Genomic DNA, 22,269 nt, shown 5'->3' with positions numbered 1-22,269 from the left:
GTTAAACTGCTGAAGAGTTGTAATAGAACAATTCTCAACTTATCTCTATGTTAGTCCTCACCATCCGCGAAGAAGGAATTAACGATGGTGGCTTTACTGCTACTCTCAATTTTGATAGCGGTAACAGCTACCCAATTACGGTTACTGACCCCTTTACTAACCAAGAAGAAAAAGACCTAGAATGGTACTTTGAGGAATGGTTAGTATTTCCGACGCTAGACACGGATAAGGCGCAAAAAGCCGCCAACAGCGTCCAAAACTATGGCGAAAACCTATTTAAACAGGTTTTCCAGAGTAATTTAAATGCTTATGGGGAATATCGAGACTTGCGAAAACAGTTAAGTCAACTGCAAATTATCATCGAAAGTCAGTCGCCAGAATTTCAAGCTTTACATTGGGAAGCGCTGAAAGATCCTGATTTACCGCGTCCCTTTTCTATAGATTGTATCATCTCCCGCCAGCGTCGAGGGGCTACAGTTGTCCCAGTGCAAATGGCCACTTATCCTACTATCAATCTTCTGGTGGTGATTGCGCGTCCTAATGAGGAATCTGATGTTAACTATCGCACGATTTCCCGTCCTTTGGTAGAACTGGTAAATAGTAGTGAAATACCGGTAAAAATTGATATTTTGCGTCCCGGAACTTATGAATCACTAACCAGACATCTGGATGAGAAGGGAGAAGGATACTATCATGTTATTCATTTCGATGTTCATGGCGGATTAATGGAATATGAACAGTACCAAAGACAGGTTCACGGGGATTCTTGGCGCTATCAAAGGGGATGGGGACTGGAGGATTTAGCAGAATATGAGGGAGTAAAAGCTTTTCTGTTTCTGGAAGGAGAAGAAAAAGGTCAAGCGACTCCGGTAGAAGCGACGGAATTAGCGAATTTACTCACTGGGAAAAATATCCCTATTTGTATTCTCAATGCTTGTCAGTCAGCAAAGCAAATTTCCCAGGAATCAGAAGACTATCGGGAAACCAGTTTAGGAAGTCGTTTGATGACTGCGGGAATGCAAGCAGTGGTGGCGATGGGATATTCGGTGACGGTTTCTGCAGCTAAGTTGATGATGAAACCAATTTATCAGCAATTATTGAACGGAAAAGACCTAACGGAAGCGATGCGAAAAGGACGGTTAGAGTTATTCAATAATAAGCAACGCCGCGCCTATTATAACACGAGAATAGATTTAGAAGATTGGTTATTACCGGTGATTTATTGTCGCGGTAAAATTAATCTCAATTTGCGTCCATTTACTCCAGAAGAGGAGGAAAAATACTGGGAACATATCGGCAATCAATATGTCTTTCCTTTACCAGAATACGGCTTTGTGGGAAGGGATTTAGAAATTCTCAAGATGGAAAAGGCGCTGCTGAAACATAATATCCTTTTACTCAAAGGAATGGGAGGGACAGGAAAAACTACTTTACTCAATTATCTACGAGAATGGTGGCAGAAAACCAACTGGGCGACCCATATTTTCTATTTTGGTTATGATAGAAAAGCTTGGACGTTAGAACAGATTGTCCATGAAATCGGTCAGGGAATTTATAATCGTTTTGAACAGGCGAGTTTCCAAGCGATGAACCTGAAAGCGCGGGTAAAGAAACTAGAACAAAAACTCCGCAGTGAGGCGTATATTCTCATTTTAGATAATCTGGAGTCGGTGACGGGACAACCGTTAGCAATTCAGAATACTTTACCGGAGAATGAGAGGGAAGAAATCGCCGAATTTCTCAAGAATTTGGTCGGGGGAAAAACGAAGGTGATTTTGGGTTCTCGCAGTGAGGAAACTTGGCTGCAACGCAGGACTTTTAAGGAGAATATCTATCACTTACAAGGATTAGACCAAGAGTCGAGAACTGAATTAGCGGAGAGAATTTTAGAACGTCAGGCGAAGAGTCGGAAAAATGCGATTAAAAAGGATGATTATTTTAAGCGCTTGATGAAATTGTTGGCGGGATATCCGTTGGCGATGGAAGTGGTATTAGCGAATCTGAAGCGACAGTCACCGGAGGAGATTTGGCAAGGGTTACAGTTGGCGGAATTAGCTGATGTGGGGGATGAGGATAAGACTAATAATATCATCAAATGTGTGGAATATTCCCACAGTAATTTGTCGGAGGAGGCGCAGAAGTTGTTACTCTGTTTAGCGCCTTTTAGTGGGTTTATTCCCAGGGGTGTTATTCCTAATTATAGCCAAAAACTACAGCAATTAGAACCTTTACAAGGCTATCAGTTTGACCAATTTGATGCAGCGATTGAAGAAGCGATTCATTGGGGTTTGCTTTCGCCGATGAGTGAAGAATTGCCAGATTTTCTGACGATTCAACCCATTTTTCCCTACTTCCTGAAGACGAAGTTAAAGGAATTAGCACCAGAGACACAAGCAGCAATTTGGGAGGGTTTTAAGAATCATTACCGAGACTTGGCAGGTTCTTATAATAACTTACTAAATTCCAAAAATCCGCAAAATAAGCAGTGGGGGATATTGTTATGTCGCTGGGAGTATGAAAATCTGTTCAATGCGTTGCAGATTTGTTTGGAGAAGCAGGAAAGTATTGAGATCTTCTTTTGCTTACTTAATTATTTTTTTGTTACCAATGATGTTAGTAGCAGACTGAAACTATGCGAGAGTGTTTGTCAAGCTTGTCAAGCTTATCCTGAACAGATTAAAACTGGGATAATCGGTGGCAATATTATCAGTGCTTTGGGCAATCTCGCCATCGCCTATAAATATACAAAAAACTATGAACAGGCGAAACAGACTAATCTAAAAGTTATTGAATTAACTCAAAATCTCCAAGGGGTGGACGAGCAACAAAAAGCCTCAATATTGGGATATATCTATCACAATTTGGGAATAGTAGCGCAAGAATTGAGGGAATGGGAGCAAGCCCGAAGCTACTACCAGCAAGCTATTGAGATCTGCATTGAATATGGGGATCGCTACTCCCAAGCCAGCACCCTGCACCAGTTGGGAATCGTAGCGCAAGAATTGAGGGAATGGGAGCAAGCCCGAAGCTACTACCAGCAAGCTATTGAGATCTGCATTGAATATGGGGATCGCTTCTCCCAAGCCAGCACCCTGCACAATTTGGGAGCCGTAGCGGCAGAATTGAGGGAATGGGAGCAAGCCCGAAGCTACTACCAGCAAGCTATTGAGATCTGCATTGAATATGGGGATCGCTACTCCCAAGCCAGCACCCTGCACCAGTTGGGAATCGTAGCGCAAGAATTGAGGGAATGGGAGCAAGCCCGAAGCTACTACCAGCAAGCTATTGAAATCAAGATTGAATATGGGGATCGCTTTTCCCAAGCCATACCCCTGCACCAGTTGGGAATCGTAGCGCAAGAATTGAGGGAATGGGAGCAAGCCCGAAGCTACTACCTGCAAGCTATTGAGATCAAGATTGAATATGGGGATCGCCACTCCCAAGCCAGCACCCTGCACCACTTGGGAAACCTAGCGCAAGAATTGAGGGAATGGGAGCAAGCCCGAAGCTACTACCAGCAAGCTCTTGAGATCCTCATTGAATATGGGGATCGCTACGGGCAAGCCAACCCCCTGAACGAGTTGGGAATGGTAGCGCAAGCATTGAGGGAATTGAGCCAAGCCAAAAGTTATTACCTGCAAGCCTTACAAATTTTGGCAGAATTTAACGATAATTACACCATACAAACCTATTCTTTGCCTCGTCTTGTTGCTCTTTATCAGCAAACGCAAGATGAGGAGATTTTTGTCGGTATTGCTTCTGTTTTCGGGGTTGGGGTTGAGGAGGTGCGGGGTTTGGTCTAACTCCCCCCTAATACTAAATCCGGCTTTAAAAAGAGAGGGTGATGAGGTGATGGGGTGATGGGGTGATGATCCTCCCTCACTCCCTCACGAACCTGGCTTGTTGTTGCGCTTCAGCGCTAACTATTTCGGGCTTGCTGAAAAAGTAAGGGCGAAGCATTCGGATAGGAAATCTACGGTTTCAGCGATAGGTTATCGCCCGAATGCTTCGCCCCTACAATGTTGTGATCTACGGATGAGGTGTAATAGCGAGAATGGTGATTTCCCCCGAATGAGGTCCATAGCACCAGAAAATTCGATAGGCTCCCGGTGTATTCTGTTGGGCGTAGGCTTCAAAAACCTTCTGTGTTGAATCATAAGGGTTGTCGAGGGAATTAAATTCGTGGGTTTTTAGTCCTGGATGTCTTGGGTTTGTACTGAGGAGCTTGAGGGCTTTTGTTACCTGTTTGTAGAGACCCTCTTGTTTCGATGCTTTTGTCCTACCTTGAGCCAGGCGAGTCTTTTGAGCCTGTTCCGCTTCTGCTCGCAATTCAGATAGAGTATTGTAAAGTTTTGTAAAAAGTATATGCAAATGACTGCAAACAACTGCTAATATGGTTAGTGCAAGTTTACATTGCAGTTCACATGAAACTATCAGATTATGCTAAGAAAAAAGGGATCAGTTATGACACTGCTTGGAGAATGTGGAATCGAGGGCAGTTACAAGGAGAACGTCTTCCTACAGGAACAATTATTATTTTTGAAGATGACCGTTCTTGCGGTGAAAATAAAGTAGCTATTTATGCGCGAGTTTCTAGTTCAGAAAATAAATCTGACTTAGAGACTCAGGCAAAAAGATTGGAAGCTTATTGTATTGCGAAAGGCTATCAAATTGTTCGAGTAGTTAAAGAAGTAGGAAGTGGAGTCAATGATCATCGAAAGCTATTATTAAAACTTCTAGAACAAACTGATTATAATTTGATTGTCGTAGAACATAAAGATCGTTTAAGCAGAGTAGGGTTTAATTATCTGAAAGTTCTTTTAACTCAAACAAATAGAGATCTAGAGGTGGTTAATCTAGCAGAAGAAAGAAAAGACGATTTAAGGCAAGACTTCGTGAGCATAATTACCTCATTTTGCGCTCGATTATACTCATTAAGACAACGAAATAGAAAGATAGAATGTTTAATTAAATGCCTTGAGGAGAATGATGAAATTAGTTCAAAAACATCTAATTAAATTTAATCACAAAAATTATTCAGTAATTGATAAATTAGGATTTTTATCGAAGAATCTGTATAATTGTGCTATTTATTTAAACCGTCAAGTTTTCTTTTCACATCAACCATTTTTAACAATGACTGAGTTACATCATGCCTTAAAAATGAGTCCAGATTATCAAGCCTTACCCGCCAAAGTAAGTCAGTTAGTATTAAAGCAAGTAGAAAAAACCTTTAAATCCTACCAAAAAGCGAAAGAACAATACAAAAAATCGCCAGATAAATTTACAGGAGAGCCTAAGTTGCCAAGATACAAAGACAAGGAAAAAGGTAGAAACGTTTTAACTTATAACTATCAAGCCATTTCTAAAAAAGCGTTGAAGCAAGGTTTAATCAAGCTATCAGGGACTAATTTAGAATTTAAAACTAATTTAAAGAGAGTCTTAGAGGTCAGGATTATTCCTAAATTGGGTGCTTATTGTTTAGAGATTGTCTATGAACAACCATCCTCATCAAGTCAAGAGGGAGAAAGATATGCTTTTATCGATTTAGGCTTAAATAACCTAGCTGCTGTTACCTCTAATATTCCCGAATTTCAGCCAACTTTAGTATGTGGAAAAGCCTTAAAATCTTGCAATCAAAAGTACAACAAGACACTAGCTAAACTCAAATCGGAATTACCCAGTCTTCAGAAGACCAGTAAAAGAATACAAGGTTTAACTTTAAAGCGTAATTGCCAGGTGGATTATTACCTCCACACCGCTAGTAAATATATTATTGATAAATTACTAGCTCATCAAATTAACCTTTTAGTTATTGGTCATAATCAAGGCTGGAAACAAAACATTAATATTGGAGATAGAAATAACCAGTCATTCGTAAATATTCCTCATTCAAGGTTTATCGAACAACTTACCTATAAAGCAAATTTAGTAGGAATAGAGGTCAAAACAACTAATGAAAGCTATACCGCTAAATGTAGTTTCTTAGACTTAGAGTCTATTCAAAAGCAAAAAAGCTATTTAGGCAAGAGAATTAAAAGAGGACTATTCAGAAGCTCGTCGGGTTATTTCTATGGAGCAGATATTAATGGTTCCTTAAATATTGGAAGAAAGGTAGTCGGAGAGGCCGCCTTTAGCGGGAATCCGATAGAGAGGTTCGTAGTTAACCCAGTACGGGTCAAAGCGTACAAAGCTAATTCTAGATGCAATATTTGCGTACAGAATTAGTAACTATTTCGAGCTTCCTGTGTCTGTCGTAAAGAAAAACTCACCTACTCCTCGACTTCTTCAGGAATAGATTCAGCAAACTCAAGCATAGCGTCTAAATCGACGGGTTCTTCAGCTAAATTTCCCGTGCTGGCTTCCGCGAGCCCCCGTTTGAGCGACTCGCGGACACTAGGATTCTGAAATACCCATAGCTCTTGCTCTGGAATCGCAATTATGGGAACCAGGAGGAGTTCCCCGCTTGTATTCATCAGTATCCGATAGTGACGGTTGCTACATTGAGTCCCAAGGCTAATCCGCCCTCGAGCGTCAGCCTGAATATCTTCTTTAATGAGCGAAAAATTCTGATACTCCATCACGTCTCCTCCTCTCTTCATATACTTATTCTAGATAAGTTACCCAATTTGGGCAATAGGGTTATGTCCATTTAGCTTCTCACTACCTAAAGAAAACAGGTTAAACTTGTTCGGGCTAGAGCCTTGACAACAAACCCAGTTTGTAGTTGCACTCCCTTCGCTAAATTCTCTCCCCTTTCCTTGTAGGATAGGGTTCAGGGGAGAGGTCAATAATTAAGAATCCAATGCGATCGCACTATTCGGCAACGATCAAGTATAATTAAGATAACAATGTTACTTAAAGAATAAAGTTAAGTTTGAATCTTCAATTGGTATAAATCATGCAACTCGAAGACTATTTTAATTTTCTTGCTCCTAACGATATTCGGCTAAAAGGAACCCGCGTCGGTATTGAAACCATTTTACACGATTTCATTTACCAAGCCAAAACTCCCGAAGAAATTGCTAATACTTATCCATCTTTAACCCTCGAACAGGTATATGCGACGATTCTTTATTATCTTCATGATAAAGAAAAAGTGAGCCAATACATCGCCGACTGGCTAGAATGGGGGCGAAAAATGCGAGAAGAACAGCGAAAAAATCCTCCGCCTGTGGTTGAACGACTGAGAAAATTGAAAGCTGAAATAACAGCCAAGCAGAAAGCTAATGACACTGAAATATTTAATTGATGAAAATGTTAATTCGGTGTATCCTCAACAATTGCGTCGCCGAGAACCAGAAATCATTATTCGAGTAGTTGGTGAACCAGATACACCAAAATTAGGTACATTAGATCCAGAAATCTTGATTTGGTGTGAGGTGATGGGATTTATTTTAGTGACAAATAATCGTGCTTCTATGCCAGTACATTTAAGAGAACACTTCAACCAAAACCGTCACATTCCTGGAATTTTTATTCTCAATCAAGATTTAAGTATTGGTGATAACTTGTTAGAATTAATTGTAATTGCCAAAGGTTCTTTTGACAATGAATATGAAGACCGAATTGTACATTTACCGTTAACTTAATGAAATCCAAATGACCTTATTAAAACAATCGGACATTCAAGAAAATCCCACAACACTTTACGAACAAGATCTTCAGTTGTGGATTGAGCAAACTATTCATCAATTACAGAATCGACAGTTTGAACAACTGGATATAGAAAACTTAATTGAGGAGTTAAAAGATTTGGGTAAGTCAGAGAAACGCGCCTTAGAGAGCAACTTAATGGTCCTGTTGATTCACTTACTCAAATTAAAGATACAGCATGATGCTCCTGAGACAATGAAAGCAAGTTGGTATAATTCAGTAGATGAGCATCGTCAGCGCGTTCAAGATGATTTACTTAAGATTCCCTCTCTTAAATCTTATCTCTTAATCTCCATCACACAAGCCTATTCCAGCGCTCGTAAAGTCGCCATCAAACAGGGTAAACGCGCTCAATTTGGTATTCGTATTCCCCAAGAAAGTGAGTATCCCCTCGCTTGTCCTTTCACACCTGAACAGATTCTAAATGAGGACTTTTACGGATAAAAACGAAAGTAAACATTATCAATAATAAAACCATGAAACCAGAATATGACCTTGCCAACATTAAAAATCGCCCGAATGACCTAACCCTCCTTCCCTGGGAAATAAGGGGGGAATAAAGTTTTTAACACCTAACTACTTACATCTAAATAAATCTCTTGGATAAATCATAGCAAAGTGAACCTTTCATGTACTCTAAATTAAGGAGAAGACGATGGCTAATCTGGATGATGTAGGAAGAGGGAAAGCAGCTGATAAAAACCTGAACGATGCTAACCAAAGCGATGTGCAGGTAAACAAAACAAGACCATATCCTTAACTGTTCTCTCTGATTTAGAGCAGTTAACCCTGTCAGTAACGGATATTTTGCTTGGTTAAATTAAAAATAGCAAATTACCATTAACGTAAATCTTAATTAAGGAGGTAAATATGGTTCAAATTTTACAAGCAAAAGAAGTCACCCTCAGAGATTTAATTAATCATTTTCAACTAGAGTTTATAGAAGATGAGCATTTTTTTGGGGAATGGCAAGAAAACCTAGAAGCAATCTCTGACCAAGAAAAAGAATTGTTAGATAAAATCAAAACAGGTTATTTTAACTTATTGAATTATCCTCCCTTTTTGGAAACTTCGGTGAGGATGACGGTTTTAGATCCATTATTATTTATTGGTAACTTTTATCTATTTCCCTTTCAGATTAAAGCAGAAGATTCCGTTGAAATTATTACAGAAGATCAAGATTTAATAATTAAGGGAAGGTTAGATACTTTAATTCTAAAAGAGCAATTATGGGTAATGATTATTGAATCAAAACGGGTTATTTAGGCTCTTCGTTACTTGTTATGGTTCGATAGGGGGGCATAAATCGACTAAATCCTTATCTGGCAAGAGACTTAATTGATTAGTTCGCTCTAGATAAAAAACAATTGACAAAAATCGCTAAATCCCTTTCTATATAAGGGTTCCATCCCTTATAACCCCCGTCCATTGCATAACACAAACCGAAGAGCCGTTATTTATTCCGTTGAAGCAGGTTTACCGCAATTATTAGCTTATTTAATGGTCAATCCTCATCCCAACCGTCCTAATTATGGAATGTTGACCAATGGTTCCGAGTTTTTATTTGTTAAATTATTATGGGACGGTAAACCTTTATACGGAACCTCTCGTTTATTTGCCATGAGAAATCCGGGGGATTTATATGAAGTTCTCAAAATCCTTAAACATCTCTGTCAACTAATTTGAGTATCAAGATAAGTAGCTGGTTACAATTAAATTAAAAATGGATTTTAGGTTCGATCCCCCCTTAATCCCCCCTTGATAAGGGGGGTATCTGATGATTTTTAACGCCTACCTACTTAATCAGTACCTACAAAATCATTACTCTCCTATTTCCCTCTGTTGTATAATTGGCTCTGCAAGGAACAAATCAGTAAGCATAAATAAAAATTATCAGGATTTTTTCGGCTTTTCTTGACTATTTCAGCCTTATTTGTCCTAACAAGCTCAAGAATACGAGAGTTTTTGTCTAGAATTGCCCGGCCTGAGAGGGGAATGGTAAAGTTAAATAAGAAAATTAAAGATGGTGTGATTAAAGTGAAATTTGCTGCTAGTACCTATTTTTCCCTGCTGCGTCATTGTGCCGTTCCTTTGTTGTCGATCGCCACTTTTACGCCAATTCTCTTAACTTATTTAGCCAAGGAAAAACCAGAAACCCCGCAAGCGCAGGCAAATCTAGAGACTGCTGCCTCCCCTGCTCCTATTATCCCATCTCCGATCGCCCCCTTAACCGCGCCATCACCGAAACTATCCCCCTCTCCCCAATCTTCTGCGACTCCAAAATCAGCACCCTCTCCCCAGTCTTCCCTCTCCGCACCGAAAAAATTAGCACCCTTTCCTCAGTCTTCTCCTAATACTTCCCCCGCTGCCGCGGCCAAACCGGTAACTAGACAACCTTTAGCGGTTCCCGCTAATTATACGCCGCCGGTCCTAGAAATTCGCGTAGCGATTAAAAGGGATGTGGCCAGTGTTTTGATTGGAGTTAACGGGCCGGCGGTGATCACCGACCGTCAAGGTCGTGGTTTAAAAACGATTGCCACTAACGAGGGTTTACCGGTGATTGCCAGTGCCAATGGCTTAAAAATGGGCGATTTATCGCTGCCAGAGGTGATTTTTGTGCAGCCCACCAGTGCCGATGGTTTAGTTTATGTGGATGATGGTTGGTATCGGGGCAAAGTGCTGCTTGTTGCCCAAGGCGATCGCTTGTTAGTGGTCAATCATGTTAATTTAGAGGCCTATCTCTATAGTGTAGTGGGTAGTGAAATGCACTCCACTGCGCCAATGCACGCTTTAAAGGCACAGGCGATCGCCGCTCGTTCCTACGCCCTAGTACACATGATCCGCCCCGCTAATGCTTGGTTTCATCTGGGCAATACCCAACGCTGGCAGGTATATAAAGGCATTCGCTCGGAGTATCAATCGACTCACCAGGCGGTTAATGCCACTGCTGGGCAGATTCTCAGCTATAAAGGGGGTGTAGTCGAGTCTCTTTATGCCGCCACGGATGAAATTGTCGCTTGGGCCCACGGTGGTCGCGGTATGAGTCAAACTGGAGCTTATAAATTAGCGGAAAAAGGCCTAGATTATCAACAAATTCTCGGTAATTATTATCCCGGAGTTGGTTTAGCTCGTCTAGTTCTACAAAATTAGATTGATTGGCTTTCTCGACTGAAAACTCAAATCTGATCACTGATAACTGATCACTGAAATGCCGAATGGCAGATTTCTAGTAACCGTATTACAATAAACTTTCAAAATGCTATAGCAGTAAATCTCTCTATGAATAGCCCCTTTCTTGACTACCTCAACGGTCCCAAGCATCCCGTCCTCGTCTTTGATGGAGCGATGGGAACTTCCCTACAAAGCCAAAATCTGACGGCCGAGGACTTTGGTGGGGCAGAATACGAAGGGTGTAACGAGTATCTTGTCCATACTAAACCTAGCGCCGTAGCGAAAGTCCACGAAGCTTTTTTAGCCGTGGGTGCGGATGTGATTGAAACCGACACCTTCGGGGGAACCTCGATAGTTTTAGCCGAGTACGATTTAGCCGACCAAGCCTATTATCTCAACAAAACCGCCGCCGAACTGGCCAAAGCTTGCGCGAATAAATACTCTACCCCCGAAAAACCCCGTTTTGTGGCGGGTTCGATGGGGCCGGGGACAAAACTGCCCACTTTGGGTCATATTGACTTTGATACGCTCAAAAATGCCTATGTGGAACAGGTAGAGGGTCTGTATGATGGCGGAGCAGATTTATTATTAGTAGAAACCTGTCAGGATGTCCTGCAAATTAAAGCGGCTTTAAATGCTATTGAAGAAGTATTTCAGAAAAAAGGTCAACGATTGCCCCTCATGGTTTCGGTGACGATGGAAACCATGGGAACGATGTTAGTAGGAACGGAAATTAACGCCGTTGTCTCTATTTTACAACCCTATAAAATTGATATTTTGGGACTTAACTGCGCCACTGGTCCAGATTTAATGAAACCCCATATTAAATATCTCTCGGAAAATTCCCCTTTTATTGTTTCTTGTATTCCTAACGCTGGTTTACCGGAAAATGTCGGCGGTCAAGCGCATTATCGCCTCACTCCCGTAGAATTAAAAATGGCTTTAATGCACTTTATCGAAGATTTGGGAGTACAAATTATTGGCGGTTGTTGTGGTACTCGTCCCGACCATATTCAAGCTTTAGCGGAACTAAGTCAGGGTTTAACTCCGAAATCTCGTCATTATCATTATGAACCCTCCGCCGCCTCTATTTATAGTACCCAACCCTATATTCAAGATAATTCTTTCCTCATTGTCGGGGAAAAATTAAACGCCAGTGGTTCTAAAAAATGTCGGGAACTGCTCAATGCTGAAGACTGGGATAGTTTAGTATCGATGGCGAAAGCGCAGGTAAAAGAAGGGGCGCATATTCTCGATGTCAACGTCGATTATGTGGGCCGGGATGGGGTGCGCGATATGCACCAATTAGCCTCTCGTTTAGTTAATAATGTCACCCTACCTTTAATGTTAGATTCCACCGAATGGGAAAAAATGGAAGCGGGGTTAAAAGTAGCGGGGGGTAAATGTATCCTCAACTCTACTAACTACGAAGACGGGGAACCGCGTTTTTATCAAGTCTTGGATTTAGCGAAAAAATACGGCGCAGGGGTAGTAATTGGAACCATTGATGAAGAAGGAATGGGACGCACTGCCGAGAAAAAATTCCAGATAGCTAAACGGGCCTATTATGGGGCGATAGAATACGGAATTCCTCCCTACGAAATCTTTTTTGATCCTCTAGCTTTACCGATTTCTACTGGTATCGAAGAAGACCGAGAAAATGGCAAGGCTACTATCGAAGCAATGCGCCGAATTCGCCAAGAACTGCCCGAATGTCACATTCTTTTAGGTGTGTCTAATATCTCTTTTGGGTTGAATCCGGCAGCGCGTCAGGTATTAAATTCCGTCTTCCTCCACGAAGCGATGCAGGTGGGAATGGATGGGGCAATTGTCAGCGCTAATAAGATTCTTCCTTTGGCAAAAATTGAACCAGAATATCAGCAAATTTGTCGGGATTTAATCTATGATAATCGTCGTTTTGATGGCGATATATGTGTTTATGATCCCCTGACCAAATTAACCGAATTATTTGCGGGAAAAACCACTAAAAAAGACCCCTCTAGTAATGCTAATTTACCCGTGGAGGAACGCTTAAAACAGCATATTATTGATGGGGAAAGATTGGGACTGGAAGACGCTTTGAATCAAGCTTTACAGGACTATCCACCCCTAGATATTATTAATATTTTCCTCTTGGATGGGATGAAGGTAGTGGGTGAGTTATTTGGTTCAGGACAAATGCAGTTACCTTTTGTTCTCCAATCTGCCCAAACTATGAAAGCAGCTGTTGCTTTTTTAGAACCATTTATGGAGAAAAAAGAGGGGGATAATAATGCCAAAGGGACTTTTATTATCGCAACGGTTAAAGGGGATGTTCACGATATTGGTAAAAATTTAGTTGATATTATCTTGACAAATAACGGCTATAAGGTGATTAATTTGGGCATTAAACAACCCGTAGAAAATATCATCGAAGCCTACAAAGAACATAAAGCCGATTGTATCGCTATGAGCGGTTTATTGGTGAAATCGACGGCTTTTATGAAGGAAAATCTGGAGGTTTTTAACGAAAAAGGAATCACCGTTCCTGTTATCCTTGGCGGGGCAGCTTTAACTCCCAAATTTGTCCATGATGACTGTCAAAAAACCTACAAGGGACAGGTTATCTATGGTAAAGATGCCTTCTCTGACCTGCATTTTATGGATAAATTAATGCCCGCTAAAGCTGGGGGTCAATGGGATGATAGTAAAGGCTTTTTAGCGGAGTTTGCCGAGGCAGAAAAAAGCCCGGTTGTTGCCGAAGAATTAAAGGTTAATCCCGATACTATTTTTACCGATGGCAGCGTGGACAAAGAATTAGTTATTGATACCCGTCGGTCCGAAGCGGTGGCAGTTGATATTCCCCGACCAACACCGCCCTTCTGGGGTACTAAAATATTAACAGCAGCAGAAATTCCCATCGAGGAGGTTTTCTGGTATTTAGACCTACAAGCTTTATTTGTCGGTCAATGGCAATTTCGCAAACCACAAAGCCAATCCAAGCAAGAATACGACCAGTTTTTACAGGAAAAAGTTCATCCAATTCTAACAGCATGGAAAGAGAAAATTGTCAAGGAAAATTTACTAAACCCCACATTAATTTATGGTTATTTTCCCTGTCAGTCGTCCGGTAATTCCCTCTTAATTTACGATCCCGAATCGATACAAGCGGGCGAAAAACCCGAAAATCTGCAACCGAGTGCCATTTTTGAGTTTCCTCGCCAGAAATCTGGTCGTCGTCTCTGTATTGCTGACTTTTTCGCCCCGCAGGAATCCGGGATTATCGACGTTTTCCCGATGCAAGCGGTGACAGTGGGGGAAATCGCCACGGAATACGCTAAATCTCTCTTTGATGCCAACGAATATACCGAATACCTCTATTATCACGGCATGGCTGTGCAAACCGCCGAAGCCATGGCCGAATGGACCCACACCCGCATCCGTCGCGAGTTAGGTTTCGCAGAGTTCGATCCCGATAATATCCGCGATATACTGCAACAGCGTTACCGGGGTTCTCGCTATAGTTTCGGCTATCCCGCTTGTCCCAATATTCAGGACCAATACAAGCAACTAGATCTGTTAGGATGCGATCGCATTGGGATGTCTATGGACGAAAGCGAACAATTGTACCCAGAACAATCCACCACCGCCATTATCACCTATCACCCCACCGCTAAATACTTTAGTACCTAATCAGTTATCAGTTATCAGTTATCAGTTATCAGTGAGCAGTTATCAGTTATCAGTTATCAGTGAGCAGTTATCAGTTATCAGGTGTGAGTTTTTATCGGTAAAACCCCACACCCTACACCCCACACCCCACACCCTACACCCCACACCCTACACCCTACACCCCACACCCTACCCCCACGAAAAACTTTTTGCCGCAAACCCTAATTAGGGCAGCCATTCCAGTAAAATTCCCAGGGAGCTATCTTTACGGGTGCGGGAATTTTGGGCTTGAATATCGGCGGCTAAACGTAAATTAGAGGTAATCGCATAACCAACCGAAAGAGTAGTTAATCCCACCTCGTTAGCACCACCGGGAGAGATAAAACTCTGACTGACGGTGATATCTGCCGCTCCTGTGCGAGAAAGGGCTAATTTGAGCTTTAATCCTAAGTTAAGCCCATCGGTGCTGTAATTTCCCGTTTGAATGTAACGATAGCCCACCATGGGAGCCAGATTGACATAATCACCCAAAGGGAGGAGATAGTATTGTAAATTTGCTCCTATTGCCGTCCTTTTGCCGTTAAAAGCCGTCTGATAATCGCCGCTTAGGGTTAAACTGGTTTGACCGAAAAACACATCTTCTACCCCCAAAATCACGCCACTGGAATTATCGGTAGAAGGAAACTCTGCATATCCTAAACGGATACGAGTGCGAAAACTAGGATCGCGGCGAATATCTTCGGCGATATCGGGTATTTTTTCTAACCAACGCTCTAAAACAGGGCTTTCTTGCCGAATTTTCGGGTCTAGGTCTAACTCCGTTTCTGCCCACACCGGACCAATCGCCCCCCATAATAAACCAAGAGCGATCGCATTTACAGAACAGCAAGAGAGCTTAAACATGATCTGCATTATAATCAAAAAAGATCAGATTCCCCGTTAATTCTTGAGAGGAAGGGGCAGTAGGAGCAGCCATAGTGGTCAGAATATTAAAACTTTCGCAATTAAGTGGCGCGGAACGGGCAAAACTTCAGAAAAGAGCCGAGTTAGATATTGATAACGCCCTCAAAGTCGCTCAAACGGTGATAGAAACCATCCGCGAGCGGGGGGATGCTGGCGTTGTGGACTATGTGCGGCGTTTTGACTACGAGGGTGCGACGGTAGAAAATATCAAAGTCAGCGAGGCAGAATTTGAGCAGGCTTTTCAGTTAATTGAACCGGAAGTAAAAACTGCCATTGAACAGGCTTTCCGGAATATTCAAGAGGTACACCGTCGCCAAATGCCGGAAGAAATGCAACTGGCAGAAATTGAAACCGGTGTCTTTGCCGGCGAAAAAATCTCTCCTATCCCCAATGTGGGTTTATACGTTCCCCGGGGCCGCGGTGCTTTTCCCTCGATGATGTTAATGTTAGCCATCCCGGCAATGGTGGCAGGAGTGGAAAGAGTTGTCGTTTGCACTCCCCCCGATAAACAGGGCAACGTGGAACCCGTTTCTCTGGTGGCGGCGCAGATGGCTGGAGTCAGAGAAATTTATAAATTAGGGGGCGTACAAGCGATCGCCGCTTTAGCTTTGGGAACAAAAAATATCAAAAGGGTTGACAAAATTACCGGTCCGTGCAGCGTCTATGGGGCGGCGGCCAAACGGTTACTGTTCGGCACTGTGGATGTGGGTTTGCCGGCCGGTCCAAGTGAGTCGATAGTTTTGGCCGATGAGTCCACCGATGCCCGTTTAGCGGCCTTGGATTTATTAATTGAAGCGGAACACGGGGCGGATTCGGCGGCTTTATTAGTCACCCACTGTGAACAGGTGGCGATCGCTGCTAGTGAATATGCACAGGAATACCTGCAAAAACTCCCGGATTGGCGACGGGAATTCTGTGAGGCGGGTTTAGCCGCCTATGGGGGCATAATTTTAACCGATAGTCTGCAGCAATCCCTCGATTTTGTCAATGAGTACGCCCCGGAACATCTAGAGGTTTTAGTTAGTAATCCTTTTGCCATTCTGGGCAAGATTAAAAATGCTGGGGAAATTCTCCTGGGCAATCATACTCCTTCCTCTATGGCTACCTACGCCATCGGGGTAAATGCTGTGCTGCCGACGGGAAGTTTTGCCCGTTCCTATTCGGCGGTTTCGGTGTATGATTTTCTCAAGCGCTCTACTTTGGCTTATGTCACCTCCGAAGGCTTTGAAAAGTTAAAAGAAACCACGAAAACTTTAGCCGAGTACGAGGGTTTTCCCGCCCATAAATTAGCAATTCAACACAGGGAAATTTTACTCTAAATACAGGGAATAGGAAACAGGGAACAACTCTAATTTATTATCCTGTCTCCTATCTGGTAATATGATAAGAGCAGAGAATCAGGCAAGCATTTTATGAAAAAAGTAATTGTTATTTTAATTCTGGCTTTTCTGAGCGAACAAATATCAATAAAATCACCAATTTCTGGCAATCAAACCCTCAATAATTTAGCCGTAGCTAACAACAATAATCGTCCCACTCCCCAGAAAAAACCTAGTCCTTCTCCACAGTTTCGGTGCGATGGTAGAACTCACTGTTCCCAGATGACCTCCTGTCCAGAAGCGACTTTTTTCTTGAGAAATTGCCCCAATGTCAAAATGAATGGAGACGGTGATGGAGTTCCCTGTGAAAGTCAATGGTGTGGAAAAAAATCCTCAGAAAAATGTTTAAAAAGTTCTCCAGATAACTAATTTTGTTTCCTCACCCCAATTCTCTCATTTAAAGAATCGGGGTGAAAACAATTAAGAAGCAGTAATCACGGGAGAATTAAGATATTGATAATTCCAGTCCGATTGTTGCCAAACGCGACCATCAAGGGCAATTTGTTCGATTAAACTAGCTAATCGTAAAGCTTTTAAAGCTTGTTCCCCACCGACAGAAGGTTGGTCCCCACCGCGCACACAATGAACAAAATGTTCTAATTCCGCGTGTAGGGGTTCAATATTGCTGGTATAAACTTTTTCAATTAAACCATCTTGACGGTAGAGAACTTGACCGTAATCGGTGCTATAGTTAGCGGTGGTTTGCCGGTGAATGAGGATTTCATTGTTGAGAAAATCCGCTTCCGTGAGAGAATTTTTGCAGTGGGCCGCTAAACGGCGAATCTTGCGATGAGTCACCTTACTAGCGGTTAAATTAGCCACTACTCCATTACTAAAACCAAGGGTTGCAGTGACATAATCGAGATAACCGGAATCAGTGGCAGCGCGACTACCACTAGCGGTTAATTTCACCACGGGAGCGGAGACTAATTCTAAAATTAAATCTATATCGTGGATCATTAAATCTAACACCACCGACACATCATTAGCGCGTTGGGAATAGGGACTCATGCGATGGGATTCAATCGCTAAAATTTCCTCGGTTTTCAAGACCTTCGATAACTCTTGGAAAGCGGGATTAAAACGCTCGATATGACCCACTTGCAGAATACAATCATGATCGGCTGCCGCATTGACTAAAGATTCCGCTTCACTAATACTAGCGGCGATCGGTTTCTCGATCAAGGTATGTACTCCCCCTTGCAGACAGTCCATCCCGACTCGATGGTGTAACCGCGTGGGGACAGCGATACAAACCGCATCTACCCTAGGTAAGAGATCTAAATAATTTTCAAAAAAACGGACTCGGTATTTACTGGCAGTTTCCAGTCCCTTTTCGACGTTGACATCGGCCACCCCGACGAATTCCACGTCTTTTAATAAACTCAGGATGCGACTATGGTGTTGTCCCATGTTACCGACCCCGATAACCCCGACTTTAATCGGTTTGAGTTGATTTCTGTTACCCGGAAAGTTTGCTGGTTGATTGGACATGAATTTTAGACTCCTGTGTTCACACTCCTCACACCACTTGATTAGATTAATCAAGCTGATTTCGTCCATTAACTACCAAGATGGTATCATGGTTATCCAGCATTCTGACACGATGTCGGTGTCAATGGGAGTTCTGAGAAGATTTTCTGATTCCATCTGCGGGTTTTTACTCCTAAATGCTTATCAAAAAATCATCCCTGAGTAGCGAGGACTACATATGGACAATTCAACGGATTTTAACTCCTTACGGGGATTAAGTGTTTTTTTGCTAGGAATGATGGGATCTGGCAAATCCACCCTGGGAGAGTTGCTTTCCCGACGGTTACAATATCGTTTTTTTGATACAGATATATTAATAGAAAGGGTCGCGGGAAAGAAAATCAGGGAAATTTTTGCCGACGAGGGAGAAGCGACTTTTCGGGAGTTAGAAACCCAAGTTTTAGCCGAATTATCCTCTCTGACTAAAACTGTGATTGCCACCGGGGGAGGGATGGTTTTAAAACCGATAAATTGGAGTTATCTTCGTCACGGTTTAATGATTTGGTTAGATGTTCCCCTAGAAGTTTTGGTTAAACGTTTAAAACAAGATACCTCTCGTCCCCTGCTTGAGTCCACTGATTTAGAAAGTAAACTAGAATTATTATTAGAACAAAGACGAGGACTTTATGCAGAAGCAGATCTTCGGATTGTTGTTTCTGACCTAGATACACCTGCTGATATCGTTGAGAAAATTTTAACAGCAATACCGACGGTGATTAAAGATTTTCATCCAGAAAGGAATAATAACTAATGACAGCAGCTTCAATTTTTGATTTACCTGAACTAATTCCTGACCGAGAAATTCTGGAAATTTTAGCTCAAAGTCAAGCTATTCGTCTGGAAAGAATTATTTCCACCGGTCAAACCACTCCCATCGGTCAATGGTACGATCAATCTGACTTTGAATGGGTGATTTTATTACAGGGATTCGCTGAGATTAGTTATGAGGATGGCAGCCAAGTTAATCTGCAAGCGGGGGATTATCTCCTGATTCCTCCTCACCAAAAACATCGCATCGAATTTACTAGCAATAATCCTCCTTGTATTTGGTTAGCTATCTATTATCGCTAGTAAGTAGGTAGGTGTTAAAAGTTGTCAGAAACACCCCTTATCAAGGGGGATTAAGGGGGATCGAAGCTAAAATCTATTTTTAATTTAATTATAACCAGCTACTTAAAATATAGTTTCTGACTATTGCCAGCGATCAAATAAATCGGTTAAAACGATATTAGAAAACAAAAAACCTTCGGGGTCGCTTAATCTTACCCTGCTATCCCCCTCAATTATTACTAAATTACGCTGTTTATGCGGCTCTAAGACCTCTAAAATTGCTTTTTTGATTTCCGAGCCAAAATTAGCTTCAATTGCGGGCAAACTCACACCTTCTGCTAACCTTAACCCTAGCATCAAGGTTTCGAGAAGATCATCAATCAAGCTATTTTTCTCCACCTCAATCTGACAGCCTTCTTTTACCCAAGCGAAATAGTCGCGACTTTTGCGCGGACGGGTAAAACGTTGTTGATGAAGATAACTAGCAGCCCCCATACCAAAACCGTAATAGGGACGATTTTCCCAGTAAACTCGATTATGTCGGCATTGATAACCCGGTTTGGCATAGTTAGAAATCTCGTAATGTTGATAACCGGCTAAAGCTAGTTTTTCACCGGCTAAAACATACATTTTTGCCGTGGTTTCATCATCGGGTAAGGGTTTTTTCCCCGGTTGATACTGTTTACCGAAAGGAGTAACCGCCTCTAAGACCAAATCGTAACAGGAAAGATGGGCCGGTTGCAGTTTGATCGCTTTTTCTAGGGAATTTTCCCAATCTGTCAGGGTTTGTTGTGGCAATCCTGAAATCAAATCCAAACTATAGTTAACTATTCCCAATCCCTGAATTAATTCCACTGCCTGATAGATATCCTTAACAGTATGCGATCGACCGGAAACCTGTAATAATGGTTCTTGAAAAGCCTGTACTCCTAAACTAACCCGATTGACTCCTGCGCTAAGATAACCCTGTAATTGTTCTAAACTAAAGGTAGCCGGATCAATCTCCATAGAAATCTCTATATCGGCCGCAAAATCAAACTTTTTGGCTAAAGTATCCAGAATTGCCCCTAATAATTCCACCGGTAACAGGGAAGGAGTCCCCCCCCAAAAAAAATTGTTTCTAGGGGTTTCCCCGTCCCCTGACTAAGGCTAATTTCTTCTTGTAATATTTCCACATACTCCACCACAGGGGGAAAAGTCGCCGGATTGGTGCGATTACCAAGGACAAAAATCGGGAAATCACAGTAAAAACAGCGCCGACGACAGAAGGGAATATGAATATAAACCGAGGTTACGGGGTCAAAATAGGACATTAAAGCAGTTATCAGTGAACAGTAATCAGTAATCAGTGAACTCATACTAAATCCGTTGAGTAACGCACAGAAAACGGGTTTCTCCGAGAAACCCGTTTTCTACTCATGCAAAAGGCAAAACGGAGAATAAATAATCAGTTTTTAATAACTGGATTTAATATCCTACAGCCTTTCTCGTCAAGGTGAAGCACAGACTAACCCTTGCTAATCAAGTATTTTAGATGCAAGAACGAACCTCATCTATCTGAGAAACGCTGTAACTCGCATCTGATGACTGATAACTGATTCAAGGCTGACGGCTATAATTTCGTTGATCTTCGTTAAGATGTATTATGGCTGGGGAGAACATCTCCTAGAATGGAGGCAACTTTCCCGACACAAATTAGGAGAAACCCACAGATATAATATAAAAGCATCCATACTCATTATTTTTCTACCATCATTCCCCCCTATCCTCTCTGGTATTATCCCCATGCTTGATGCTGTCATAATTTTACTATTCGTCTTCGCTGTTGCCAGTATTGGTTATAGTGGTGTTGACTTGCTCCCGGTTGCTGTCCAGTCGCAAATCAGCAATATTGAAGCTTTACGCTGGTTATCGGCGGGTTTTGCCTCAATTATTGGTTTAGCTATTGGTTTAGTTGCCCAAACTACCTATCGTCGTCTAGAAACCCAAGTACGACAAACTCCGATCGAAGTTATTTTAACCCGTTCGGTCGGTCTAGTTATTGGTTTGTTGATTGCTAATCTGATCCTAGCTCCGATTTTCTTCCTACCGATTCCGGGAGAATTCTCGTTTATCAAGCCGATAATCGCCATTTTGGGCAGCATTATGTTTTCCTATCTGGGGGTTAGTTTAGCTGATACCCACGGTCGCACTTTTTTGCGTCTGATTAACCCCAATAGTATGGAATCAATTTTAGTGGCAGAAGGAACCCTGCAAGCGGCCGCCACCAAAGTTGTGGACACCAGTTGTATTATCGATGGTCGTATCGAACAATTGTTAGACACAGGATTTATCGAGGGACAGATACTCATTCCCCAATTTATTCTTCAGGAATTGCAACAGTTAGCGGATGGCAGTAATGACCAAAAACGAGTCAGAGGAAGACGCGGATTAGATATCTTAAACCGGATGCAGCAAGAATTTCCCGAGCGCATTATCATTCATCCAGCCGATTATGAGGATATTAGCACCGTAGATGCTAAATTAGTCCATCTTGCCCAAGAGATTAACGCCACCTTGCTCACTAACGATTATAATCTCAGTAAAGTGGCCAATCTGCAAAAAGTCACCATCTTGAATGTCAACGATCTCGCCCAAGCAGTACGCCCGATCTACTTGCCCGGGGATACTTTAGACCTAAAAATTCTCAAAGCAGGAAAGGAACCCACCCAAGGCATCGGTTATCTAGAAGATGGCACGATGGTGGTGGTAGAAGAAGGGAAAGATTATCTAGGGGGAGAATTGCGGGTAGTGGTGACATCTGCACTGCAAACCTCTGCCGGACGGATGATTTTTGCTAAACCCCAAAATTCCCTGATTGCCTAAA

The 22,269-nt window shown here is 42.1% G+C and carries 18 protein-coding genes and 3 pseudogenes; 16 read left to right on the top strand and 5 right to left on the bottom strand.

Annotated features, from left to right (window positions below; genetic code table 11):
- The first annotated feature begins 47 nt into the window (after positions 1-47).
- Positions 48-3,803, top strand: a complete 3,756-nt coding sequence (locus VL20_RS20750) for a tetratricopeptide repeat protein (protein ID WP_052277647.1) — start codon at positions 48-50, stop codon at positions 3,801-3,803.
- Between the two features lie 226 nt (positions 3,804-4,029).
- Here VL20_RS20750 and VL20_RS20745 read toward each other — a convergent pair whose 3' ends face one another.
- A complete protein-coding gene (locus VL20_RS20745; protein ID WP_159293245.1) occupies positions 4,030-4,329 on the bottom strand; it encodes a hypothetical protein in 300 nt (99 codons plus the stop codon).
- 95 nt (positions 4,330-4,424) lie between these two features.
- Here VL20_RS20745 and VL20_RS20740 point away from each other — a divergent pair, with 95 nt between their 5' ends.
- Complete coding sequence (locus VL20_RS20740; protein WP_052277645.1) at positions 4,425-5,018, top strand: IS607 family transposase; 594 nt, start codon at positions 4,425-4,427, stop codon at positions 5,016-5,018.
- Positions 4,990-6,228, top strand: a complete 1,239-nt coding sequence (locus tag VL20_RS20735; RefSeq protein ID WP_052277644.1) for an RNA-guided endonuclease InsQ/TnpB family protein — start codon at positions 4,990-4,992, stop codon at positions 6,226-6,228. Before VL20_RS20740 ends, VL20_RS20735 begins: the two co-directional genes overlap by 29 nt.
- Positions 6,229-6,272: 44 nt before the next feature.
- Here the strand turns inward: VL20_RS20735 and VL20_RS20730 are convergent, their stop codons facing one another.
- Positions 6,273-6,581: a hypothetical protein gene (locus VL20_RS20730; RefSeq protein WP_052278530.1), complete on the bottom strand. Its 309-nt coding sequence runs from the start codon at positions 6,579-6,581 to the stop codon at positions 6,273-6,275.
- A 320-nt stretch (positions 6,582-6,901) separates the two neighbouring features.
- Between VL20_RS20730 and VL20_RS20725 the strand changes: the two genes are divergently transcribed.
- From VL20_RS20725 to VL20_RS31310, 8 genes and pseudogenes are all read left to right on the top strand, one after another.
- On the top strand, positions 6,902-7,252 hold the full coding sequence (locus VL20_RS20725; RefSeq protein WP_002737461.1) for a DUF433 domain-containing protein: 351 nt from the start codon (positions 6,902-6,904) through the stop codon (positions 7,250-7,252).
- Positions 7,230-7,592: a DUF5615 family PIN-like protein gene (locus tag VL20_RS20720; protein ID WP_002737135.1), complete on the top strand. Its 363-nt coding sequence runs from the start codon at positions 7,230-7,232 to the stop codon at positions 7,590-7,592. The genes VL20_RS20725 and VL20_RS20720 overlap by 23 nt, the downstream gene beginning before the upstream one ends.
- Positions 7,593-7,602: 10 nt before the next feature.
- Positions 7,603-8,100, top strand: coding sequence for a DUF29 domain-containing protein (locus VL20_RS20715; RefSeq protein WP_052277643.1), 498 nt, complete (start codon positions 7,603-7,605; stop codon positions 8,098-8,100).
- A gap of 426 nt (positions 8,101-8,526) precedes the next feature.
- Positions 8,527-8,913 (top strand): annotated as a pseudogene (locus VL20_RS20710) (restriction endonuclease subunit R); the annotation flags it as partial.
- Between the two features lie 195 nt (positions 8,914-9,108).
- Positions 9,109-9,342 (top strand): annotated as a pseudogene (locus tag VL20_RS20705) (restriction endonuclease subunit R); the annotation flags it as partial.
- A 309-nt stretch (positions 9,343-9,651) separates the two neighbouring features.
- Positions 9,652-10,806 (top strand): SpoIID/LytB domain-containing protein, encoded by a 1,155-nt coding sequence (locus tag VL20_RS20700; protein ID WP_052277642.1) that lies wholly within the window; start codon positions 9,652-9,654, stop codon positions 10,804-10,806.
- Positions 10,807-10,935: 129 nt separating this feature from the next.
- Complete coding sequence (gene metH / locus VL20_RS20695; protein ID WP_052277641.1) at positions 10,936-14,499, top strand: methionine synthase; 3,564 nt, start codon at positions 10,936-10,938, stop codon at positions 14,497-14,499.
- Positions 14,402-14,707 carry a hypothetical protein gene (locus VL20_RS31310; protein WP_158499375.1) on the top strand — a complete coding sequence of 102 codons (306 nt, stop codon included), beginning with the start codon at positions 14,402-14,404 and terminating at the stop codon, positions 14,705-14,707. The genes metH and VL20_RS31310 overlap by 98 nt, the downstream gene beginning before the upstream one ends.
- On the opposite strand, the gene VL20_RS20690 is transcribed toward VL20_RS31310, so the two are convergent.
- Positions 14,704-15,390, bottom strand: coding sequence for a hypothetical protein (locus VL20_RS20690; protein ID WP_052277640.1), 687 nt, complete (start codon positions 15,388-15,390; stop codon positions 14,704-14,706). The genes VL20_RS31310 and VL20_RS20690 overlap by 4 nt on opposite strands.
- 65 nt (positions 15,391-15,455) lie before the next feature.
- On the opposite strand from VL20_RS20690, the gene hisD reads away from it, so the two are divergent.
- Together hisD and VL20_RS20680 are read left to right on the top strand one after the other, a co-directional pair.
- Positions 15,456-16,760, top strand: coding sequence for a histidinol dehydrogenase (gene hisD / locus VL20_RS20685; RefSeq protein ID WP_052277639.1), 1,305 nt, complete (start codon positions 15,456-15,458; stop codon positions 16,758-16,760).
- A 93-nt stretch (positions 16,761-16,853) separates the two neighbouring features.
- Complete coding sequence (locus tag VL20_RS20680) at positions 16,854-17,189, top strand: excalibur calcium-binding domain-containing protein (protein WP_052277638.1); 336 nt, start codon at positions 16,854-16,856, stop codon at positions 17,187-17,189.
- Positions 17,190-17,240: 51 nt separating this feature from the next.
- On the opposite strand, the gene VL20_RS20675 is transcribed toward VL20_RS20680, so the two are convergent.
- Positions 17,241-18,314 carry a Gfo/Idh/MocA family protein gene (locus VL20_RS20675; protein ID WP_052277637.1) on the bottom strand — a complete coding sequence of 358 codons (1,074 nt, stop codon included), beginning with the start codon at positions 18,312-18,314 and terminating at the stop codon, positions 17,241-17,243.
- Between the two features lie 217 nt (positions 18,315-18,531).
- On the opposite strand from VL20_RS20675, the gene VL20_RS20670 reads away from it, so the two are divergent.
- The gene (locus tag VL20_RS20670) at positions 18,532-19,104 is read left to right on the top strand and encodes a shikimate kinase (RefSeq protein ID WP_002787567.1); all 573 of its coding nucleotides are present in this window, start codon (positions 18,532-18,534) and stop codon (positions 19,102-19,104) included.
- Positions 19,104-19,424 (top strand): cupin domain-containing protein, encoded by a 321-nt coding sequence (locus VL20_RS20665; RefSeq protein ID WP_052277636.1) that lies wholly within the window; start codon positions 19,104-19,106, stop codon positions 19,422-19,424. The genes VL20_RS20670 and VL20_RS20665 overlap by 1 nt, the downstream gene beginning before the upstream one ends.
- Positions 19,425-19,544: 120 nt before the next feature.
- Here VL20_RS20665 and hemW read toward each other — a convergent pair.
- A pseudogene (hemW, locus tag VL20_RS20660) lies at positions 19,545-20,716 on the bottom strand (radical SAM family heme chaperone HemW).
- 472 nt (positions 20,717-21,188) lie between these two features.
- Here hemW and VL20_RS20655 point away from each other — a divergent pair.
- On the top strand, positions 21,189-22,268 hold the full coding sequence (locus VL20_RS20655; RefSeq protein ID WP_052278529.1) for a PIN/TRAM domain-containing protein: 1,080 nt from the start codon (positions 21,189-21,191) through the stop codon (positions 22,266-22,268).
- Position 22,269 lies beyond the last annotated feature (1 nt).

The sequence above is a fragment of the Microcystis panniformis FACHB-1757 genome (assembly GCF_001264245.1).
Taxonomy (GTDB): domain Bacteria; phylum Cyanobacteriota; class Cyanobacteriia; order Cyanobacteriales; family Microcystaceae; genus Microcystis; species Microcystis panniformis.
The sequence above is the reverse complement of the archived record's forward strand: the minus strand, read 5'-3'. Positions and strand labels throughout refer to the sequence as shown.

Coding starts and splice junctions, on each gene's coding strand:
- VL20_RS20665 (WP_052277636.1), top strand. CDS start 19,104: ATGACAGCAGCTTCAATTTTTGATTTACCTGAACTAATTCCTGACCGA.
- VL20_RS20730 (WP_052278530.1), bottom strand. CDS start 6,581: ATGGAGTATCAGAATTTTTCGCTCATTAAAGAAGATATTCAGGCTGAC.
- VL20_RS20735 (WP_052277644.1), top strand. CDS start 4,990: ATGAAATTAGTTCAAAAACATCTAATTAAATTTAATCACAAAAATTAT.
- VL20_RS20720 (WP_002737135.1), top strand. CDS start 7,230: ATGACACTGAAATATTTAATTGATGAAAATGTTAATTCGGTGTATCCT.
- VL20_RS20670 (WP_002787567.1), top strand. CDS start 18,532: ATGGACAATTCAACGGATTTTAACTCCTTACGGGGATTAAGTGTTTTT.
- VL20_RS20675 (WP_052277637.1), bottom strand. CDS start 18,314: ATGTCCAATCAACCAGCAAACTTTCCGGGTAACAGAAATCAACTCAAA.
- VL20_RS20715 (WP_052277643.1), top strand. CDS start 7,603: ATGACCTTATTAAAACAATCGGACATTCAAGAAAATCCCACAACACTT.
- VL20_RS20655 (WP_052278529.1), top strand. CDS start 21,189: ATGCTTGATGCTGTCATAATTTTACTATTCGTCTTCGCTGTTGCCAGT.
- metH (WP_052277641.1), top strand. CDS start 10,936: ATGAATAGCCCCTTTCTTGACTACCTCAACGGTCCCAAGCATCCCGTC.
- VL20_RS20680 (WP_052277638.1), top strand. CDS start 16,854: ATGAAAAAAGTAATTGTTATTTTAATTCTGGCTTTTCTGAGCGAACAA.
- VL20_RS20725 (WP_002737461.1), top strand. CDS start 6,902: ATGCAACTCGAAGACTATTTTAATTTTCTTGCTCCTAACGATATTCGG.
- VL20_RS20740 (WP_052277645.1), top strand. CDS start 4,425: ATGAAACTATCAGATTATGCTAAGAAAAAAGGGATCAGTTATGACACT.
- VL20_RS20690 (WP_052277640.1), bottom strand. CDS start 15,390: ATGCAGATCATGTTTAAGCTCTCTTGCTGTTCTGTAAATGCGATCGCT.
- VL20_RS20750 (WP_052277647.1), top strand. CDS start 48: ATGTTAGTCCTCACCATCCGCGAAGAAGGAATTAACGATGGTGGCTTT.
- VL20_RS20700 (WP_052277642.1), top strand. CDS start 9,652: ATGGTAAAGTTAAATAAGAAAATTAAAGATGGTGTGATTAAAGTGAAA.